Consider the following 18,176-nt stretch of genomic DNA (forward strand, 5'->3'; position numbering starts at 1 on the left):
CCCGAACGGGCCGGGCCGACGTGCGAGCTTGACGCAGGAACCCTGCGGCCCTATAGGCCTGCCCCCATGATCAACGCAGCGACCAACATGATCGCCGAAATGCGCCGTCGTACCTCCGCGGTACGGGCGATGATCTGCGTCTAGATCACAGCCCCTGCCGCCGGATCCGTCCCGCGGCAAACTTTCTCCTTGCAGCGCGATCGATCAGGCGGCTCCTTCGTCCAGCAGGAGTTTTCCGATGTACACGCCACCGCCCTTCAAGCCCGATCGCGCCGCGAGCCTCGGCTTTGCGGAGGCGCGCGGCTTCGGCACGGTCTGCGCGTGGGACGGCACTAGGCCGATTGCGTCCTCCGTGCCGTTTCACCTGGGGGCGCTGAACGACGGCACGCCGCAGGCGTTCTTCCACGTCGCCCGCGGCAATCCGCTGGCGAAGCTCGCCGACGGCGCGACGCGGTGGCTGCTCGCCGTCAACGGCGCCGATGCCTATGTGTCGGCCGACTGGTACGTCTCGCCCGATCAGGTGCCGACTTGGCTTTATCAGGCGGTGCATCTGACCGGCCCGGCGCGCATCCTGTCGGAGGCGGAGCTTGCAGAGCAGGTGGATGCGGTCAGCGCCAAGTTCGAGCAATGGCTGTTGCCGAAGGCGCCGTGGACCTCGGGCAAGATGAGCGCTGGCCGGCTCGAGGCGATGCGCAAGGCGATCGTCGGCATCGTGATGACGATCGACGAGGTCGAGGGCAGCTTCAAGCTCAACCAGCATAAGTCGGAAGCCGATTATGCGGCGGTCGCGACCCGGCTCGGCGAGCGGCCCGACATCGGCTCGCAACAGATATCGTCTCTCATGCGGCAGGCGCGGCCCCAGGCCTTTGCCGGCGAAACCCAGACCTAAGGAGCGTGCCATGACCGTGATCGACAGCAATTTGCCGAAAGCTCACATCACCTCCGGGACTGCGACACGCGCCGTGTTCGTCGACGGCGGCTCGGGCACGACCGGCCTGGGAATCGCCGAGCGGCTCCGGCACCAGCCGGATATCGTCGTGAAGACGATCGCCGAGGACAAGCGCAAGGATCCGGCAGCCAAGCGGGCGCTGATGGCCGAGGTCGATCTCGTCATCCTTTGCCTGCCCGATGACGCCGCCAAGGAGACGGTGGCGCTGATCGACGGCATGGGCAGCTCTGCGCCGAAGGTGCTGGACGCGTCGACCGCCTATCGCGTCGCGCCGGACTGGGCCTATGGCTTTCCCGAGCTCGCCGCCGATCAGGCCGACAAGATCCGCAATGCACGCAAGGTCTCCAACCCCGGCTGCTATCCCACCGGTGGCATCGCGCTGTTGCGGCCATTGGTCGATGCCGGCCTGCTGCCGCAGGACTATCCGGTGACGGTGAATGCCGTCAGCGGCTATTCCGGCGGCGGCAAGACCATGATCGCGGCCTTCGAGAACGGCACCGCACCGAACTTCGAGCTGTACGGCCTCGGCCTCGAGCACAAGCATCTGCCCGAATTGCAGCTCTATTCGCGGCTGACCCGGCGGCCGATCTTCATTCCCTCGGTCGGCAACTACCGGCAGGGCATGCTGGTCTCCGTGCCGCTGCAGCTCGACACCCTGCCGGGCAGGCCGTCGGGCTCGGACCTGCAGGCGGCCCTGGCGAAGCACTATGCCGGCAGCCAATACGTCTCGGTGATGCCGCTCGACGGCGCGGCGGCCAAGAGCGGCCGGCTCGAGCCGGAGGCGCTGAACGAGACCAACGAGCTCGAGCTCTACGTCTTCGCCAGCGACAAGCATCATCAGGCGCTGCTGGTGGCGCGGCTCGACAATCTCGGCAAGGGCGCATCGGGCGCGGCCGTGCAGAACATGCGGCTGATGCTCGGACTGCCCGATCTCGTGAGCTGAGATCGATCTGGATCATCCGGTCGCGGAAGCGCCGGGCACGATCGGCAACATCATGCGACGGCCTGCGTTCCGCCGGCCGCGCTGTGCAATGACGCACGCTGAGGAATGGGCAGACCCATGACCGCCACCGATTTGAACGCGCTGCCCGTCACCGTCAACGACGTGCGCGCCGCCGCGGAAACCATCGGCGGCGCCGTGCTCGCGACGGCCTGCAACCAGAGCAGGACGCTCGGCGAGATCTGCGGCTGCAACGTCTGGCTCAAATTCGAGAACCTGCAGTTCACCTCCTCGTTCAAGGAGCGCGGCGCGCTGAACCGGCTGAATGCGCTGTCCGCCGGGCAGCGCGAACGCGGCGTGATCGCGATGTCGGCCGGCAACCACGCGCAGGGCGTCGCCTACAATGCGCGGCGTCTCGGTATTCCCGCGACCATCGTGATGCCGGTGGGCACGCCGATGGTGAAGGTGGAGAACACCAAGCGGCACGGCGCCGAGGTCGTGATTTCCGGCGCCACCCTGGAAGAGGCGGGGGCATTTGCCAGGGAGCACGGTGCGGCCAAGGGCATGACCATGATCCACCCGTACGACGATCCGCTGATCATCGCCGGGCAGGGCACGGTGGCGCTGGAGATGCTGGCGGTGGTCCCCGAGCTCGATACGCTCGTGGTGCCGATCGGGGGCGGCGGGCTGATCTCTGGCATGGCGGTCGCGGCGCGCGCCATCAAGCCGGGCCTGCGCATCGTCGGCGTGCAGGCCGAACTCTATCCCTCCATGTACAACGCCGTCCGCAACAGCCAGCTGCCGATGCGCGGTGATACGCTGGCCGAGGGCATCGCGGTGAAGTCGCCGGGCCGGATCACGACCGAGATCATCCGACAGCTCGTCGATGACATATTGCTGGTCACCGAGCCGCAGATCGAGCGTGCGCTGGCGACCTTGATCTCGATCGAGAAGACAGTGGTCGAAGGCGCCGGCGCCGTCGGTCTCGCCGCCGTGCTCGCGCATCCTGCGCAGTTTGCCGGACGCAATGTCGGCCTGGTGCTGAGCGGCGGCAACATCGATACCCGGTTGATCGCCTCGGTCCTGACCCGCGAGCTGGCGCGTGAGGGGCGGCTGACGCAGTTGTCGATCGACATCGTCGACCGCCCGGGACAGCTCGCGGCCGTCTCCACCCTGCTTGCGGATGCGGGCGCCAACATCATCGAGGTCTCGCACCAGCGCACCTTCTCGGACCTGCCGGCGAAGGCGACCCTGCTGGAGCTGGTGATCGAGACGCGCGACCAGGCCCACCTCAACGACGTGATGGCAAAACTCGTCGCCGCCGATTTCAAGGCACGGTGCACCTGAGCGTCATACGGTCCACGGCATATTCTCTTGCGCAGCCGGCGCCAGCTCGCGCCGGTCGGTCCCCGCCTTCCCAGCTCAGCTAGCCGTCTCTCCCGCCTGCAATACGTATCGCAAACGCGAACACCTCATCCTTGAGGTTCTCACTGTCAGAATTTCAGTTGCGCACCTCAGAAAATGAGGACAGGATTACCGCAACAAAGAAGACGGTTGGGAGGATTCCGATGGGACTGCTCGCGAAGCTGGGACTCGCCGCTGCCGCATGCCTGCTTGGTGCGACCGCCGCAAGCGCCGACACCACGGTGAAATGGCTGCATATCGAGGTCAATCCGGCCCAGGTGAAGATCTGGGAGGAGGTGGCCCGCGCCTACGAGGCGTCGCATCCCGGCACCAAGATCGAGATGCAGTTCCTCGAGAACGAGGCCTACAAGGCCAAGCTGCCGACCATCCTGCAATCCAAGGACCGGCCGAACATCATCTACAGCTGGGCCGGCGGCGTGCTGAAGGCGCAGATCGAGGCCGGCGTCCTCGAGGACATCACCGACCAGGTGAAGGGTTACAGCGACAGCGTGACGCCGGCAGCGCTCGCGGCCTTCACCGACAACGGCCATGTCTACGGCCTGCCGATCTCGCTGTCGCAGGTCGGCTTCGTCTGCAACAAGGAGCTGATGGCCAAGGCGAAGGTCGATCCGGCTGCCATCAAGAGCTGGGATGATCTGCTGGCCGCCGTGAAGGCATTGAAGGCCGCGGGGGTGACCCCGATCGTCGTCGGTGGCGCCGACAAATGGCCGCTGCATTTCTACTGGACGCATCTGGCGGTGCGCATCGGCGGCAAGCCGGCATTCGACGCGGCGTTGCGCGGCGAGAATGGCGGCTTTGCCGGCGACACCTTCGTCAAGTCCGGCGAGCTGTTCAAGCAGCTCGTCGATCTCCAGCCGTTCCAGAACGGCTTTCTTGGCTTCAAGAATCCGCAGGCGGTCGGCTATTTCGGCGATGGCAAGGCGGCGATGACGCTCGCGATCAGCTCCGTCTACAACCTGCAGCGGGCGCTCGCCGCCGACAAGGTGGGCCTCAGCGAAGACAAGATCTGCTGGTTCGATTTTCCGGTCGTGCAAGGCGGCAAGGGCGCGCCGACGGATACGCTCGGCGGCATCACCGGCTGGCTGGTCACCAAGGGCTCGCCCAAGGAAGCGGTCGATTTCCTGAAGTACTTCATCTCCAAGGACGTCCAGACCCGGCTGGCGGCAGGGAATTTCATCATCCCGGTGGTGCAGGGCGCCGACGCCGGCCTCAACAATTCCTTCATGAAGCTGATCGCGTCCAATCTGGCAAAATCGAACTATCACCAGAACTTCTATGACCAGAGCCTGGGTCCCTCCGTCGGCCGTGTCGTCAATGACGTCTCCGCGGAGATTGCCGGCGGCAGCATGACCCCGCAGGACGCCGCCCAGGCGATCGAGGCGGCGCGGAAGCAGGGCAACTGACGTGGCGCGGCCGATCGCGGGCTCGCCGGCGATGGTGTCGCCGGCATCGCTCTCCGCGCGCGCGGTGCGCGGCCCGAGCTGGGACGGCCGCTTCACCGTCCTGGTCCTGTTCCTGCCGCCGGCGCTGCTGCTGTTCACGCTGTTCGTGGTGCTGCCGATCGGCGAGGCCGCCTGGTACTCCGGCTTCAACTGGAACGGATTCGGACGGCCGACCCATTGGATCGGCTTCGACAACTACCGCTTCGTGCTGGAGACGCGCGCCTTCTGGCTCGCGCTGCGCAACAACGGCCTGATCATTGCGGTCTCGCTCTGCGTCCAGCTGCCGCTGGCGTTGACACTGGCCCTGATGCTCGCGGAGCGGTTTCGCGGCGCGGTCGCGCTGCGCATGCTGTTCTTCATGCCCTATATCCTCGCCGAGATCGCGACCGGGCTGATCTTCAGCTTCGTCTATGACGGCGATTACGGCCTGGTCGCGTCGATCTGGCGCAGCTTCGGCGCCGAGCCGCCGCATCTGCTGGCCTCGACCGACACGGCGATGCTGGCGGTGCTGATCGTGATCGTCTGGAAGTATTTCGGCTTCCACATGATGCTGTTCATCGCGGCGCTGCAAAGCATCGACAAGAGCCTGATCGAGGCGGCACGGATCGACGGAGCCACCCGGACGCAGAGCCTGCGCCATGTCGTCATCCCCTTGCTCTATCCGACGATCCGGCTGTCGGTGTTCTTCGCCATCGTCGGCTCGCTGCAGCTGTTCGATCTCGTGATGCCGCTGACCCGCGGTGGCCCCGCCGACTCCTCGAACACGATGGTGAGCTTCCTCTACAACAACGGCATCTCCCGCATGCGGGTCGGCTATGGCAGCGCCATCGGTGTCATCCTGTTCGTGATCTGTGTGACATTTGCCTTCACCTACAAGCGATGGTTCATGCGCGATGAATAGTGCCGAGACGAGCCAAGCGCCGTTCGATCCCGCCGTGCTGTTCAAGGCGGTGTTCCTCGCGATCGTCGCCATCTTCGTGCTGGTGCCGCTGCTCGCGACGCTGCTGGGCGGCTTCAAGTCGCTCGGGGAACTGCGCGTCAATCCGTTTGGCCTGCCGCAGCGCTGGGAGTGGCAGAATTATGCCGACATCCTGTTCTCCGGGCGCTACTGGCAGCTGCTGCGCAACTCGCTGATCATCTCCACGCTGACGGTGGTCCTGACTCTCATCGTCGCGTCGATGGCGGCCTTCACCTTTGCTCATGTCCGATTCTACGGCAGCTCGATGCTGTTGAGCTATCTGACGCTCGGCCTGCTGTTTCCGGCGGCGACCGCGGTGTTGCCGCTGTTCATCAAGGTGCGCGATCTCGGGCTGCTGGACACCTATTTCGGCGTCGCGCTGCCGCAGGTTGCCTTCAGCCTTGCGATGAGCGTGCTGCTGCTGCGCCGCTTCTTCAAGGACATCCCCTACGAGCTGCTCGAGGCCGCGCTGGTCGACGGCTGCAGCTACGTCAAATTCTTCCGCTATGTGACGCTGCCATTGTCGCGCCCGATCCTGGCGACCGTGGGCACCATCACTTTCGTGAACAGCTGGAACGCCTATCTGTTGCCGCTCGTGATGCTCAACACCGACGCGCTGTATCCCTGGCCGCTCGGCATCATGGTCTATCAGGGCGAATATTCCTCCGAGTGGCACCTGATCCTCGCCTTCATCACCCTGACCATCCTGCCCACGATCGTCCTTTTCCTCCTGGCGCAGAAGCACATCGTTGCCGGCCTGACATCGGGCGCGGTCAAGGGATGAACGAGACCTCACGGAGACCCCAATGAGAAAAGTCGGCATCGGCATCATCGGCTGCGGCAACATCAGCACGGCGTATCTGAAGGCCGCGCAGCGCTTTCCCGTTCTGGACATCAAGGCGCTCGCCGACATGCGCAGCGACGCCGCCGAGCGGCAGGGCGCGGCCTTCGGCCTGCCGGCGATGCGGGTCGATCAATTGCTGAAGCGCGATGACGTCGAGATCGTCATCAATCTCACCGTGCCGCTCGCCCATACCGACGTCAGTCTCGCCGTGCTGAACGCCGGCAAGCACGTGCATTCCGAGAAGCCGCTGGGCATCGACGTCGCCGAGGCCCGCAAGGTGATCGAGCTTGCCGCGCAGAAGAATCTCCGCGTCGGCTGCGCGCCCGACACCTTCCTGGGCGGCGGACACCAGACCGCACGCAAGCTGATCGACGACGGCGCGATCGGCACACCCGTGGCCGGTAGCGCCTTCTTCGGCTGCCCCGGCCATGAGCGCTGGCATCCCGCGCCGGGCTTCTATTATCTGCGCGGCGGCGGGCCGATGCTCGACATGGGGCCGTACTACATCACCGATCTCGTGCAACTGCTCGGCCCGGTGGCGAGCGTCATGGGCTCGACCGCGCGCCCGCGAGCGGAGCGCCTCGTCACCAGCCAGCCGATGAGCGGCACGCTGATTCCGGTCGAGGTGCAGACGCACGTCGCAGGCACGCTCGAATTCGAAAGCGGTGCGGTGGTCTCGGTCACGATGAGCTTCGACGTCCCGAAGCACCGGCACGCCCCCATCGAGATCTATGGCGACGAGGGCAGCATGCTGGTGCCGGACCCCAACCGCTTCGGCGGCGAGGTCCAGGTCGCCAGGACCGGCGGCGACTGGCAGACGATGCCGTTGACGCATGGTCACATCGACGGCGAGTTCCGCTCTATCGGCGTCGCCGACATGGCGACCGCGATCCTGAACGACCGGCCGCATCGCGCCAGCGGCGCGCTCGCGTTCCACGTGCTGGAGGTCATGGAAGCGTTCCAGACCTCCGCAAACGAAGGCCGGCGGGTCAAGATCGAGAGCCGCGTGGAGCGGCCGGCGATGTTGCCGGTTGGACGCGACACCGGACAGATCGACTGAGGACAGAGACATGCGCAAGGCAATGATTGTGTGGGGCGGCTGGCCGGGACATGACCCCGATCTCTGTGCCTCGATGATCCGCGGCTGGCTCAAGGCGGAAGGCTTCGAGGTGCGGATCGAGACCACGACGGCTGCATTCGCAGATCCTGCGATCCACGATCTGTCGCTGATCATCCCGATCTACACGATGTCCAAGATCGAGAAGGCGGAAGCGCTCAATCTCTGCGCGGCGGTGCGCAGCGGCGTTGGGCTCGCCGGCCATCATGGCGGCATGTGCGATGCCTTCCGCGATTCGGTCGACTACCAGTTCCTGTGCGGCGGGCAATGGGTCGCCCATCCCGGCAATATCATCGACTACCGGGTCGACTTGACCCGGCCGGACGATCCCATCATGAAGGGCCTGACAAGTTTCGAGCACCGTTCCGAGCAGTATTACATGCACGTCGACCCGGCCAACGAGGTGTTGGCGACCACGACCTTCACCGGAGAGCACGCCCCGTGGATCGAGGGGGTGGTGATGCCGGTGGTCTGGAAGAAGCGCTACGGCGCGGGCAGGGTGTTCTATTCCTCGCTCGGCCACCGCGCTTACGAGCTCGACGTGCCGGAGATCCGGACGTTGATGACCCGCGGCATGTTATGGGCGGCGCGCGAGTGACGGCTGACGCGAACCCGTTGCCGGTCCGGGCCACGCTGGAGGACGTCGCGCGGACGGCGGGCGTGTCGCTCGCCACCGTCGACCGCGTCATCAACCGGCGCGAGGGCGTGCGTGCCAAGACCGTTGCCCGGGTGGAGGCCGCTGTTGCCAAGCTGGGTTATCGCGCCGACGTCGCCGCGGCACGGCTCGCGCGCGGCCAGAGCTTCCGCTTTGCCTTCGTGCTGCCGACCGGTGGCAACAGCTTCATGACCGTCCTGACCGAGCAGGTCCAGCGCACGGCGGAGTGGCTGGCCGGCCAGCGCGGCTTCATCGATATCCTCCACGTCGACGTGTTCGATCCTGACGTGCTGGCCGGTGCGCTGGAGAACCTGTCGCCGGCCTATCAGGGCGTTGCGGTCATCGCGCTCGATCACCCCAGAGTGCGCGCCGCGATCGACGAGCTCACCGCGCGCGGTGTCGCGGTGGTGACCCTGGTCTCGGACGCGCCCAGCTCGCGCCGCCTGCATTATGTCGGGATCGACAATCCGGCCGCGGGGCGAACCGCCGCCACCCTGATGGGACGCTATCTCGGCGGTCGCGAGGGAACGGTCGCGGTGATCGCGGGATCTCTGTCGCTGCGCGATCATGCCGAGCGGCAGTTCGGCTTCAACCAGATCCTCTCCAGCGAATATCCGAACCTGCGGGCGCTGCCCGTGATCGAGGGCCGCGACGACAGCGAGCGCACGCGGGAGCTGACCGCGGCGCTGCTCGCGCGCCATGCGGATCTGCTCGGCATCTATTGCTGCGGCGCCGGCAATCGCGGCATCGCCGATGCCCTGGAGGCCTCAGGGCGGGCTCGCGAGGTGGTGTGGATCACGCATGAGCTGACCCAGCACACCAGGAGGTTCCTGGTCCGCGGCACGTGCGACGCCATCATCAACCAGGATCCCGGCCACGAGGCGCGCTCGGCGGCGCGCGTCCTGCTCGCGCACTGCTCGGGGGAGCCGATCAGTCCCGATCAGGAGCGCATCCGCATCGATATCTTCCTGCGGGACAATCTGCCCTAGCGGATCGCTAGAGCCAGCCGAAGATCGCGACCGCGAGCACAGCCTGTGCCGCGAAGCCGACCACGAACGCCAGCGTCCGGAACACCGGCAGGCCGATCGCGTAGACGATGACGTGAGCGACGCGCGACCAGAAATAGACGGCGCAGGCGAGCACGGTCCATTTGGTCGAGTAGTCGATCGCATTGAGGATCAGCACCAGAGGCGCGAAGATCACGAGGTTCTCGACCGCATTGTCGTGCGCGAACATCAGCCGCGTGGCCCACGGTGCGTGCGGCTTGTCGTTGCGGGAGGGATTGGCCATGGCGCCCGTGAGGCCGCGGACCTGGCAGCGGTTCAGGATGTAGGGAACCCACAGCAGGCCGGTCAGAATGACCGTGAGCGTCAGCCAGAACAGTTCGCGCGTCATCGAGATCCCCTCAACTGATTCCCGTCCCGTCCCGGCGGGACGGAGCGGTTATAGTCAATCGCGGCGGATCACGCTATGCGCGGACGCGGACATAGGAGCCCGGCGCATCCTCGAGCGGTGGATAGGCCTCGCTGCCGACGTCGCGTGCGGGAACTTCTTCCGGATCCAGCTGGCTCAGCCATTCGCGCCAGTCCGGCCACCACGAGCCCTTGTGCTCCTGCGCGCCCTTCATCCAGTCCTTCAGCGAGATGTCGTGGATCTGGTCATTGGTCCAGTACTGATACTTGCCGGAGGAGGGCGGGTTGACGACGCCGGCGATGTGGCCCGAGCCCGACAGCACGTACTTTACCGGACCGCCGAAGAATTGCGATCCGTACAGCACGGAGTCGGCCGGCGCGATGTGGTCCTCGCGGGTGGCGAGATTGTAGACCGGCACCTTCACCTTGGAGAGGTCGAGCAGCGTGTTGTCGAGCACCATGGTGCCCTGCGTCAGCCGGTTCTCCAGATAGCAGTTGCGCAGATAGTAGGAATGGTTCGCCGCCGACATCCGCGTGGCGTCCGAATTCCAGTGCAGCAAGTCAAACGCCTGCGGCGCCTGGCCCTTCAGGTAATTGTTGACGACGTAGGACCAGATCAGGTCGTTCGAGCGCAGCATGTTGAAGGCCATCGCCATCTTGCTGCCTTCGAGCACGCCCGAGGCCTGCATGTCGCGTTCCAGCGCCGAGATCTGGGTCTCGTCGACGAACACCAGGAGATCGCCGGCATGGGTGAAGTCGACCTGTGCGGCCAGGAAGGTCGCGGAGGTCACGCGCTGGCGGCGCTTGTCGGCGAGCCAGGCCAGCGTCGTCGCCAGCATGGTGCCGCCGACGCAATAGCCCATCGTGTGCACCTTCATCTCGCCCGTCACCTTCTCGATGACGTCCATCGCGGTGAGCGGACCTTCCTTCATGTAGTCCTCCCAGGTCTTGGTCCCGAGCTTCTTGTCGGGATTGACCCAGGAGATCACGAACACCGTGAGGCCCTGATCGACGCACCATTTGATGAAGGATTTCTCGGGGCGCAGATCGAGGATGTAGAACTTGTTGATCCAGGGCGGCACGATCAGCAGCGGCGTGCGCAGCACGTTCTCCGTCGACGGCGCGTACTGGATCAGTTGCATCATGTCGTTCTGGAAGATGACCTTGCCCGGCGTCGTCGCCATGTTGACGCCGACCTCGAGATTGGCCGGGTCGGACTGGCGAATCTTGAGCGAGCCCTTGCCGGCCTCGATGTCCTCCGCGAGCATCTGCATGCCACGCACCAGGTTATCGCCGCTCGACGCCACCGTCTGCCGCAGCACCTCAGGATTGGTCAGAACGAAATTCGAGGGCGCCAGCGCATTGGTGATCTGGTTGACGTAGAACTCGGCCTTCTTGCGCGTGTGCGGATCGAGGCCTTCGGCATTGTGGACGAGGTCCTGCGCCCATTGCGTCGTCAGCAGATAGGCCTGCATCACGAAATCGAAGAACTGGTTCGACTTCCATTCCGGATCGGCGAAGCGCTTGTCGCGCGGCGAGGGCGAAATGGCCGGGGGCGCGTCTTCGCCGGCGAGACGGCGCGCGGCCGAGCCCCACAAATCGAGATAGCCCTTGGCGATCTTGGTCTGGACGTCGCTGGCGCGATCCTTGTCCGACAGCCAGTAGTCGGCGACCGCGGTGAAGGATTTGACGACCTCGGTCAATTCGGTCGGTGGCCGGTCCTGAACCTCGCCGGTCTCGCGCGGCTTCAGATAGGCGGACAGCGCCTTGCCGCTGCTTTCCATGGCCTTCGCGATGTTCATCGCGAACGCTTCCGCATCGAATGTTTTTTCTGGATTGCTGCTGTTCTGAACGTCGGTCATGGCTCGATCACACTATCGCGTCGGGATCGTTTCGTCACCGCGCGAGATCAATAATCCGCGAGTTTGCGGCAAATTCGATTTCTGATTGTTGCGTTGCGAAAAAATCTCTCGCTTCCGACATCATGATCACGTAGCTGGATGAAATTCCTGTTCAAGCCGGTCACGTTTCGAGTGACAATTGGTTGTGCTGCGGCAAAATGTGCCGCGCTGCGGTCGGGCCGGGGATTGTCGACCGGAAGTTGGGGGCTGAGGGACGTGCGCGTGGGGACGCAGGGGCGAGGCTGGAGGTCGGGACGGCGCGCCCTTGTTGCGGGGCTCGTCGTGTTCGGCGCGCTCGCGCTTGCCGGGTGCTCCAGTCCAATCGCGGACATGCCTTCGCTCGACGCGGATGCCGTCGCCCGACCCAAGGAGCCGGGTGGGTATCTGCCCGTCAACGACGTGCCGCGCGACCGCGATGCGCCGATCATCTCGCCGCAGGAGCGCGACAAGATCGAAAAGGAGCTGCTCGCGGCGCGCGACCGCCAGGCTTCGGCGGGGACCAGCGTCAGGCCCAAATGACCGGCCCGGGACAAAGGCTGGGCGATCGGCCGCGTGGCGCGGCGTAATTGTCTGGCGCGGCGCGGCGGCCATGATAAAACAACCGGAATCAACACCTCCGCGTGTCGTTGCCAGCCAAGCCGCGAGCCCGTGCTAAACTCCTGATCCAGCACCGGTTTCAAGGCATGGCGAACGCCGCCGCAGCGCCAGCCCTGCTGGCGAATCCGCCCCCGGTTGCCGGAGCCGAGAGACCCATGGAAGATTTTTACCGCATCCGCCGTTTGCCGCCTTACGTGTTCGAGCAGGTCAACCGGGCCAAGGCGGCCGCGCGGAATGCCGGGGCCGACATCATCGATCTCGGCATGGGCAATCCGGATCTGCCGGCGCCGCCGCACGTGCTGGAGAAGCTCAAGGAGACCCTGGGCAAGCCGCGGACCGACCGCTATTCGGCCTCGCGCGGCATCGTCGGACTGCGCCGGGCGCAGGCCGGCTATTACGACCGCCGTTTCGGGGTGAAGCTCAATCCCGACACTCAGATCGTGGCGACCTTGGGCTCGAAGGAAGGTTTTGCCAACGTCGCGCAGGCGATCACCGCACCGGGCGATGTCATCCTCTGCCCGAATCCGAGCTATCCGATTCACGCCTTCGGTTTCCTGATGGCGGGCGGCGTGATCCGCTCGGTGCCGTCCGAGCCGACCCCGCAATTCTTCGAGGCGGCCGAGCGCGCGATCATCCATTCCATTCCGAAGCCGCTGGCGCTGATCGTCTGCTATCCGAGCAACCCGACCGCCTATGTCGCGAGCCTCGACTTCTATCGCGACCTCGTCGCATTCGCGAAGAAGCACGAGATCCTGATCCTCTCGGACCTCGCTTATGCCGAGGTGTATTTCGACGACAAGAACCCGCCGCCATCGGTGCTGCAGGTGCCCGGCGCGATGGATGTCGCCGTCGAATTCACCTCGATGTCCAAGACCTATTCGATGGCCGGCTGGCGCATGGGCTTTGCCGTCGGCAACGAGCGCATCATCGCGGCGCTCGCGCGCGTCAAATCGTACCTCGACTACGGCGCGTTCACGCCGGTCCAGGTGGCGGCCACCGCTGCGCTCAACGGCCCCGACGACTGCATCCGCGAGATGCGCGACGTCTATCGCAAGCGCCGCGACACGCTGGTCGAGTCGTTCGGCCGGGCCGGCTGGGAGATCCCGTCGCCCGAGGCCTCGATGTTCGCCTGGGCGCCGCTGCCGGAGAAGTTCAAGAGCCTCGGCAGCATGCAGTTCGCGACGCTCATGGTCGAGAAGTCCGGCGTCGCGGTGTCGCCGGGCGTCGGCTTCGGCGAGCATGGCGAGGGCTATGTCCGCATCGCGATGGTCGAGAACGAGCAGCGCATTCGGCAGGCCGCGCGCGGTGTCCGCCGCTTCCTTGAAAGCGGGATCGAAACGTTGCACAACGTCGTTCCCATCGCCAACCGGCGCTGAGCCCTCCCGTACTTTCCTTTCGACAGGTTCTTTGATTCCATGGTCGCACCCCTGAGAGTGGGCATCGCGGGCCTCGGCACCGTGGGTGTCGAGGTCGTTCGTCTCATCGAGCGTCAGGCGCGCGTGCTGACCGAGCGGACGGGGCGCCCGGTCAAGGTTGTCGCCGTGACGGCGCGGTCGAAGGCCAAGAAGCGCGGCATCGATCTGTCCGGCATCACCTGGGCCAAGGATGCGCTGGCGCTTGCCTCGGATCCGGAGGTCGATTGCCTGGTCGAGCTGATGGGCGGCGCCGGCGATCCTGCGCTGTCGGCGATCGACACCGCGCTGAAGGCCGGCAAGTCGGTGGTGACCGCCAACAAGGCGCTGATCGCAAAGCACGGTCTGAAGCTCGCCAAGGCGGCCGAGAAGCATGGCGGCGCGCTGAATTTCGAGGCGGCCGTCTGCGCCGCCATTCCGGTGATCAAGACCCTGCGCGAGGGTCTCGCCGGCACCGGCATCAGCCGCGTCTATGGCATCCTCAACGGCACCTGCAACTACATCCTGACCCGGATGGAGCAGGAAGGGCTGTCGTTCGACGAGTGCCTGAAGGACGCCCAGCGCCTCGGCTATGCCGAGGCCGATCCGTCGTTCGACATTCATGGCCACGACACCGCGCAGAAGCTCGCGATCCTCGCGAGCCTCGCCTTCGGCACCCAGGTGGCGGAGAAATCCATCTATGTGGAAGGCATCTCCTCGATCGCCCCGGAGGACCTGAAGGCGGCGGCCGAGCTCGGCTACCGCGTCAAGCTGCTCGGCGTCGCCGTGCGGACCGCCAAGGGCATCGAGCAGCGGGTGCATCCGACGATGGTGCCGAAATCCTCCTCGATCGCCCAGGTGATGGGCGTCACCAACGCGGTCACGATCGACGGCGACGGTATCCCGCCGATCACGCTGGTCGGTCCGGGAGCAGGGGGCGCCGCGACGGCCTCCGCGGTCGTGGCCGATATCGCCGATGTCGCGCGCGGCATCCGCGCCGCGCCGTTCGGCCGCCCGGTCGAGAAGCTGCAGGCGACCGAGAAGGCGCCGATGGAGCGGCACGAGGGTGGCTATTACATCCGCCTGATGGCGCGTGACCATGCCGGCACCGCCGCCACCATCGCCACCCGGCTGGCCGAGCAGAAGATCTCGATCGAATCGATCGTGCAGCGCCATCCCAACGGCAGCGAGCCGGCGAAGACGGCCGGCAAGTCGGCGCCGGTGCCGGTCATCCTGATCACCTATGCGACACACGAGGATGCCGTGCATCGCGCGCTCCAGGCGGTGCAGCGCGACAAGGTCATCAGCGGAAAGCCCCAGGTGATCCGGATCGAGAAGAACTAGCGCATGATGCCCAGGGAACCGCTTGTCCCTGCTCAAACAAACGCGTGGCGTTTGGTATAGGTTCATGCTCAAAGCGGGAGAGTAGACAGGCGGGGAGCGGCCGTTCGTGCCGACCGCCTGACCCGGATGCCGCCCAGGGGGGCGGCGTGCGAGCGGTAGATTTTGATGGCGGATGTCCGCCTTGACGTCTTGAGGAGTTGATCGATGTCGACGCAGATTTCTGTCCCGCAACAATTGCTGCTCGAGCGCATCCTGACGCTGGAGCTGGTGCGCGTGACCGAACGGGCGGCGGTGTCGGCGGCGCGGCTGCGCGGCCACGGCCAGGAGAAGCCGGCCGACCAGGCGGCCGTGGATGCGATGCGCCGCGAGCTCAACAAGCTGCCGATCGAAGGCACGGTCGTGATCGGCGAGGGCGAGCGCGACGAAGCGCCGATGCTCTACATCGGCGAGAAGGTCGGCCTCAATGCCGGCCCCAAGGTCGACATCGCGGTCGATCCGCTCGAGGGGACGACCTTGTGCGCCAAGAACATGCCGGGCGCGATCGCAACCATGGCGATGGCCGATGGCGGCACCTTGCTGCACGCCCCCGACGTGTACATGCAGAAGATCGCGGTCGGCCCCGGCTACGCCAAGGGTGTCGTCGACATCGACGCGACGCCGGCCGACAACGTGCGCCGGCTCGCCAAGGCCAAGGGCGTCGAGCCCGGCGCGATCACGGTGCTGGTGCTCGACCGTCCGCGCCACGCCGACATCATCCAGGGCGTCCGCTCGACCGGCGCCGCGGTGCGCCTGATCACCGACGGCGACGTCGCCGGCGTGATCCACTGCGCCGACCCGGACAATACCGGCGTCGACATGTATCTCGGCACCGGCGGCGCGCCTGAGGGCGTGCTGGCCGCAGTGGCGCTGCGCTGCATCGGCGGCCAGATGCAGTGCCGCCTGATCCTCGACACCGAGGAGAAGCGCGAGCGCGCCCACAAGATGGGCGTTGGTGATCCCAAGATGATCTACGGCATCGAGGACATGGCCCGCGGCGACTGCCTGTTCGCGGCGACCGGCGTCACCACCGGCTCGCTGCTCTCCGGCGTCAAGTTCCGCAAGGACGGCGTCATCGAGACCGAGACCGTCGTGATGCGCTCGGTCACTGGCACGGTGCGCTACATCCGCGCCGAGCACCGCCAGTTGGCGAAGTTCCACCTCGACTAATCCAACCCTGTCATTCCGGGGCACGCGACTTGTCCGCCGAAGCTCGTAGAGCGAAGGCGGAAGCGTGAACCCGGAATCCCGAGCGCGCAGATCGAGATTCCGGGTCTGCGCGCTTCGCAGGCATCCCGGAATGACGAAGTCGGGGAGCGATTCAGCATGTCCGATCTGTCCATGGTGAAGGCGCTGGTGTTCGACGTGTTCGGCACCGTCGTCGACTGGCGCACCAGCCTGATCAACGACTTCACCGCGTGGTCGAAGACCCGCGGCATCCAGGGCGACTGGACCGCGCTGGTCGATGGCTGGCGCGGGCTCTATGTCGGCTCGATGGACGAGGTCCGCAAGCACCCCGAGCGCGGCTACGTCATCCTCGACGTCCTGCATCGCCGTTCGCTGGAGACGCTGGTCGCCGAGCTCGGCATCACCGGGCTCACCGAAGCCGATCTCGATCATCTCACCCGCGGCTGGCACCGGCTGCATCCGTGGGCCGACAGTGTCGCCGGCCTGACCCGGCTGAAGTCCAAATACATCATCGCGCCGCTCTCCAACGGCAACGTCGCGCTCCTCACCAACATGGCGAAGTTCGCAGGCCTCCCGTGGGACCTGATCCTCTCCGCCGAGCTGTTCGCGCACTACAAGCCCGACCCCGAGACCTATCTCGGCGCCGCGCGTCTGCTGGGTCTTGCGCCCGGCGAGGTGATGATGGTCGCCGCGCACAACAACGATCTCGAGGCGGCACAACGTTACGGCCTGAAGACCGCCTTCGTCGCCCGTCCCACTGAATACGGCCCGCTGCAGAGCCGCGACTTCGACGCCACCGGGGCCTGGGACATCGTTGCCGATGATTTCAACGGCATCGCCGACCGCTTGGGCTGCTGATCCTCCCGCCTCACGCGCCCGACACGATCACGCCGTACCAGCCGAGCCCCTTGTAGGTCTCGTAGCCGGGCGTGGCGTGGAACGCGACCAATCGCCCGGACGCATCCTGATAGAAGCCGCTGCGCTTGCCATCGAGCTTCAGCGACACCCGCTCGCTGAGGATGCCCTGGCCATCCGAGGACGCGATCACGCGATGGCTGGAATCCACCAGCAGTGCGCGCGCCCTGTCGCTCTCGCTGACGCGCACGCCCTGGACGATCGCGCGCGCCTGCGCCTCCCAGTCGAAATGAATGGCGAGCACGCCGAGCGGCTTGCCATGCGCCTTGCCATCCTCGCGCACGGATGCGCAATAGGTCGCGACCTGGGCGTTGCCGAGCAGCGGCTGGCACTCAACGTCGCCGGCGACGTAGTCGTCGCCCGAGCGCAATCCACGCGCCTCGCGAAACCATCTGGTCTCGGCCACGCTCTGGCCGACGACGTTGAAGCGGTCGGCGCGGCCGTTGGCGATCACCTTGCCGCTGGGATCGCACAGCCACAAATCGAGATAGACCGTGTAGGCCGAGAGAATCACCGCGAGCCGTTCGGAGACATGGGCGACGCGCGCCGCGTCCGGAGCGGCGGCGCAATCGACCACGGCGGAGTCGGTCGCCCACCAGCGCACGTCGCAGGTCCGCTCATAGAGATTGCGGTCGATCAGCTCGATCGCATTCAGCGCCAGATCGACCATGCGCTCGCCGCGGGCCCGTTCGGTCATGCGCTCGATCGAGCTCTTGAGATTGCCGGTGCGCGTCGTGAGCTGGCCTTCGAGCTCGCGCGCGATGGTCTCGACCAATTGGCCGACGGCGCGGACCTCCTGGGCCACCACGGCGAAGCCCGCGCCCTGCGCGCCCACCCGCGAGCTCTCGATCAGCGCGTTCAAGGCCAGCATCTTCATCTGGTTGGTGATCTGCTGGATCGACTTGGTCTTCTCGCAGGCGATCTGATTGACCTCGCCGGTGAGCCGCGCGATCAGCGCCGAGACGTCGGTCTCGTCGTCCTTGGGAGTCGTTTGCGACGGAGCGGCGGAGGAAAGCGTCTTCAACTCGGGCGCGGTCAGCATCGGCAATCAACTCCATGTTG

Annotated in this window: 17 protein-coding genes; 14 read left to right on the forward strand and 3 right to left on the reverse strand. The window is 65.9% G+C overall.

Annotation, left to right across the window (positions count from 1 at the left end; all coding sequences use genetic code 11):
* Positions 1–238 precede the first annotated feature (238 nt).
* The 9 genes from ACQR1X_RS09075 (at position 239) to ACQR1X_RS09115 (ending at position 9,319) form a co-directional block, all read left to right on the forward strand.
* Complete coding sequence (locus ACQR1X_RS09075) at positions 239–889, forward strand: FMN-binding negative transcriptional regulator (RefSeq protein ID WP_315800120.1); 651 nt, start codon at positions 239–241, stop codon at positions 887–889.
* Positions 890–899: 10 nt separating this feature from the next.
* Positions 900–1,892 carry an N-acetyl-gamma-glutamyl-phosphate reductase gene (gene argC / locus ACQR1X_RS09080; protein WP_434898683.1) on the forward strand — a complete coding sequence of 331 codons (993 nt, stop codon included), beginning with the start codon at positions 900–902 and terminating at the stop codon, positions 1,890–1,892.
* A 117-nt stretch (positions 1,893–2,009) separates the two neighbouring features.
* Positions 2,010–3,236: a threonine ammonia-lyase gene (locus ACQR1X_RS09085; protein ID WP_315800118.1), complete on the forward strand. Its 1,227-nt coding sequence runs from the start codon at positions 2,010–2,012 to the stop codon at positions 3,234–3,236.
* Positions 3,237–3,457: 221 nt separating this feature from the next.
* Positions 3,458–4,717: an extracellular solute-binding protein gene (locus ACQR1X_RS09090; RefSeq protein WP_315800117.1), complete on the forward strand. Its 1,260-nt coding sequence runs from the start codon at positions 3,458–3,460 to the stop codon at positions 4,715–4,717.
* Position 4,718: 1 nt separating this feature from the next.
* Complete coding sequence (locus ACQR1X_RS09095) at positions 4,719–5,657, forward strand: carbohydrate ABC transporter permease (protein ID WP_315800116.1); 939 nt, start codon at positions 4,719–4,721, stop codon at positions 5,655–5,657.
* Complete coding sequence (locus tag ACQR1X_RS09100; RefSeq protein ID WP_315800115.1) at positions 5,650–6,498, forward strand: carbohydrate ABC transporter permease; 849 nt, start codon at positions 5,650–5,652, stop codon at positions 6,496–6,498. The genes ACQR1X_RS09095 and ACQR1X_RS09100 overlap by 8 nt, the downstream gene beginning before the upstream one ends.
* Positions 6,499–6,520: 22 nt before the next feature.
* Complete coding sequence (locus tag ACQR1X_RS09105) at positions 6,521–7,618, forward strand: Gfo/Idh/MocA family protein (RefSeq protein ID WP_315800114.1); 1,098 nt, start codon at positions 6,521–6,523, stop codon at positions 7,616–7,618.
* 10 nt (positions 7,619–7,628) lie between these two features.
* Positions 7,629–8,273, forward strand: a complete 645-nt coding sequence (locus ACQR1X_RS09110) for a ThuA domain-containing protein (protein WP_315712128.1) — start codon at positions 7,629–7,631, stop codon at positions 8,271–8,273.
* On the forward strand, positions 8,270–9,319 hold the full coding sequence (locus ACQR1X_RS09115; RefSeq protein ID WP_315800113.1) for a LacI family DNA-binding transcriptional regulator: 1,050 nt from the start codon (positions 8,270–8,272) through the stop codon (positions 9,317–9,319). The genes ACQR1X_RS09110 and ACQR1X_RS09115 overlap by 4 nt, the downstream gene beginning before the upstream one ends.
* A 7-nt stretch (positions 9,320–9,326) precedes the next feature.
* On the opposite strand, the gene ACQR1X_RS09120 is transcribed toward ACQR1X_RS09115, so the two are convergent.
* Together ACQR1X_RS09120 and ACQR1X_RS09125 are read right to left on the reverse strand one after the other, a co-directional pair.
* Positions 9,327–9,725: an MAPEG family protein gene (locus tag ACQR1X_RS09120; protein WP_315800112.1), complete on the reverse strand. Its 399-nt coding sequence runs from the start codon at positions 9,723–9,725 to the stop codon at positions 9,327–9,329.
* A gap of 73 nt (positions 9,726–9,798) precedes the next feature.
* Positions 9,799–11,604 carry a PHA/PHB synthase family protein gene (locus ACQR1X_RS09125; RefSeq protein WP_315800111.1) on the reverse strand — a complete coding sequence of 602 codons (1,806 nt, stop codon included), beginning with the start codon at positions 11,602–11,604 and terminating at the stop codon, positions 9,799–9,801.
* Positions 11,605–11,742: 138 nt separating this feature from the next.
* Here ACQR1X_RS09125 and ACQR1X_RS09130 point away from each other — a divergent pair, with 138 nt between their 5' ends.
* The 5 genes from ACQR1X_RS09130 (at position 11,743) to ACQR1X_RS09150 (ending at position 17,057) form a co-directional block, all read left to right on the forward strand.
* Positions 11,743–12,162, forward strand: a complete 420-nt coding sequence (locus ACQR1X_RS09130) for a hypothetical protein (protein WP_316236556.1) — start codon at positions 11,743–11,745, stop codon at positions 12,160–12,162.
* A gap of 233 nt (positions 12,163–12,395) precedes the next feature.
* Positions 12,396–13,616 carry an LL-diaminopimelate aminotransferase gene (locus ACQR1X_RS09135; RefSeq protein ID WP_315800109.1) on the forward strand — a complete coding sequence of 407 codons (1,221 nt, stop codon included), beginning with the start codon at positions 12,396–12,398 and terminating at the stop codon, positions 13,614–13,616.
* Positions 13,617–13,655: 39 nt separating this feature from the next.
* Positions 13,656–14,975, forward strand: coding sequence for a homoserine dehydrogenase (locus tag ACQR1X_RS09140; RefSeq protein WP_315800108.1), 1,320 nt, complete (start codon positions 13,656–13,658; stop codon positions 14,973–14,975).
* Between the two features lie 204 nt (positions 14,976–15,179).
* A complete protein-coding gene (gene glpX, locus ACQR1X_RS09145; protein ID WP_315712118.1) occupies positions 15,180–16,181 on the forward strand; it encodes a class II fructose-bisphosphatase in 1,002 nt (333 codons plus the stop codon).
* Between the two features lie 156 nt (positions 16,182–16,337).
* On the forward strand, positions 16,338–17,057 hold the full coding sequence (locus ACQR1X_RS09150; RefSeq protein ID WP_434880930.1) for a haloacid dehalogenase type II: 720 nt from the start codon (positions 16,338–16,340) through the stop codon (positions 17,055–17,057).
* 10 nt (positions 17,058–17,067) lie between these two features.
* Here ACQR1X_RS09150 and ACQR1X_RS09155 read toward each other — a convergent pair whose 3' ends face one another.
* Positions 17,068–18,156 (reverse strand): methyl-accepting chemotaxis protein, encoded by a 1,089-nt coding sequence (locus ACQR1X_RS09155; protein ID WP_434883115.1) that lies wholly within the window; start codon positions 18,154–18,156, stop codon positions 17,068–17,070.
* Positions 18,157–18,176 lie beyond the last annotated feature (20 nt).

This window comes from Bradyrhizobium sp. HKCCYLRH3073 (genome assembly GCF_051167995.1).
Taxonomy (GTDB): Bacteria; Pseudomonadota; Alphaproteobacteria; order Rhizobiales; family Xanthobacteraceae; genus Bradyrhizobium.